The 2,321-nt window shown below is 51.7% G+C and carries 2 protein-coding genes; both read left to right on the top strand.

Annotated elements, in window-relative coordinates:
• The coding region (locus D6694_08930; GenBank protein ID RMH41412.1) for an adenylosuccinate synthase at positions 1–342 on the top strand (342 nt) is incomplete at its 5' end.
• Between the two features lie 120 nt (positions 343–462).
• The coding region (locus D6694_08925) for a hypothetical protein (protein ID RMH41411.1) at positions 463–2,321 on the top strand (1,859 nt) is incomplete at its 3' end.

Raw genomic sequence — 2,321 nt, 5'->3', positions numbered from 1 at the left:
GTCACCATTAATAGCGTGTCTGGACTCTGTCTGACAAAATTAGACGTACTAGATGGTTTGGAGCGTGTCAAAATTTGTGTTGCTTACCGTTGCCCGCAACGAGGCGACCTAGATGTGCCACCGGTTGGTGCAGACGCATTTCGTCATCTTGAGCCGCAATACATTGAAATGCCCGGCTGGCAGACCTCTACTGTCGGCGCCAAATCACTAGACGAGCTCCCGGAAAATGCTCGCGCCTACATCCGCAAGGTTGAGGAAGTGGTGGGTGTCCCGATCGACATCATTTCAACAGGCCCCGATCGAAACGAAACCATCGTGTTAAGGCATCCGTTTGAGGCGTGATTTTGGGGCGATGAGGCATCGCCCCTAACCGCCCAACCGCCCTCCCCCGCGCCAGAAATTTCCTGCTCATGCCAGATTGTTTGCTATGCTAGTGAAAATGCAGCATGACAGGATACAGGAATGGTGCGCGCCTTATTTTCTGCGCTAATTTTGGTGGTGTCGATCAATCTATATGCGGCTGAGTCGCAAGACGTGACGGTCGCTAAAGTGCAACAGGTACGCAAACACACAGAAGAAACGGGGTTTGCTGACGCGAATGAAAAAAATGATGTTCTGAGAATTCTTGATGAAACGCTGACGCTGTTAAACCGAGAGGAATACCTTAGCGGCGAATATAAACGCTTGCAGCAACTGCTTCAAACGAGTGAAGCAGAGCTCCGTAAGCAACTTGAGACACACCGCTCTTTATTGAAAGGCGTCAGCATGACTTCCGCACCCCAGTCGGAGCTTGAGCAAATCGAGCAAACACTGGAGCAAGCTCGACAGGAGTGGCAGGACAAAGTGCTGGGGCTGAATGCTGAGGTGGCGGAATGGAGCGGCGGCGGGCGGAATCTCGTTGAAAGACTCAATCAGGTGCGTCAAGAACTGGAAAAATTGGCGGCACTGCCGCCTTTGCCGCCAATGAATGCCCCCTTACTGCGCGCGGATGACGCGACGATTTTGTTAAAGCATGCGCGCAAGCAACTGTTGCTGACAGAGTCAAAGTTATTGAAATTGCGACTGGCAAATGCCGACAAGTTATTCAAATGGGCACAGTTGCAGAAAGAAAATGCCGAGCGACAACTTGATCGTATCCGTGCCGAGCAGGCGCAGGTGGCCAATGAGCTAAGAAGACGTCGGGAACTCAGCGCCCAGAGCTTGTCTGATAGCAAAACACCAAGTGCGTCGGCGGAAATCGAGACCGAGATCGCCAGTGTTTTGCGAAAAATTAACGAAATCTCGGCCTATCGTGCCCGCATTATCGAGGCCTATGAGAAAAAGAACGCCGCCTTTCAACGTCTGAAGCAATATATGGAAGCGGCGCCGGAATCGGCCGCAATTACACGCATGCTGAGGCAGTGGCTGCAAGAAGTCCCGGAAGACATGGTGCCGAGCGGGCAGTTGTCAAAACTGTTGCAGGAAACGGCTGAACGTCATTTGCAATTGCAGCTTGCCATGGACGATGTTCCTCAGTCTCCAGAGGCACTTGAAGTTCAGTCTCGATTGGCAAAAAACCTGTCAAAACTGATCACAGAGATTCGTCAGGCGATGGAGGCGGAAGGTCGGCTGGTCGCGTTGAGTCAGCAAGCTAGGGATTACGCAAACCGAGCCCTTTTGTGGCGCCGCATTAATGACTTTACCAGTGTCTTTAGTGTCGAAGCATGGAAAGCGGTTTCGGATGCGCTGCAAAATGACATACTTCCGAATTTCGTCAGCCACCGAATCAAGTTGTGGCAGATCGCCGTTGGTGCGTTGTTGCTTCTTTTACAAGTCCTACTGATATTGCAGCATTCAACACTTCAGGCAAAGTTATCGGACTACGGACGTTTGGCCAGAAAAATTCGCACCGATCGGATGGGATTGACGTGGAAGTCCTTGGCCGCATCAGTGTTGCTTGCATTGCGTTGGCCTGGCTTGTTTATGCTGCTCGGGGGTATTCTTGCGCTTGCTGGTGGGCATGAAACACGCGCATTGGCCATGGCTGTGGGGATGACTGGGTTGACCGGATTTGTCTTAGAATTTTTCCGCGTGTTGTCGATAGACGACGGCGTGGGTCATCGACATTTCCGTTGGAGTCGAGAAATGCGCAAGGCGACGCGCGATATTATGAAGCGCTATGCCTTGTCGCTATCACTTGCGTTCGGGCTTGTCTGGTTTGGGCGTGCCTCCATTGCGACGACGATGCTATTGCCACAAATTCTTGGCAGTTTGATGTTTAATCTTGTTCTTTGGATAGCCTCAATCCATTGGCTGCGTACGATTGCACCGAATGGGTTGGC

The sequence above is a fragment of the Gammaproteobacteria bacterium genome (assembly GCA_003696665.1).
GTDB lineage: Bacteria > Pseudomonadota > Gammaproteobacteria > Enterobacterales.
Note: the sequence above shows the minus strand (reverse complement) of the source record. Positions and strands in the feature narration are given on the sequence as shown.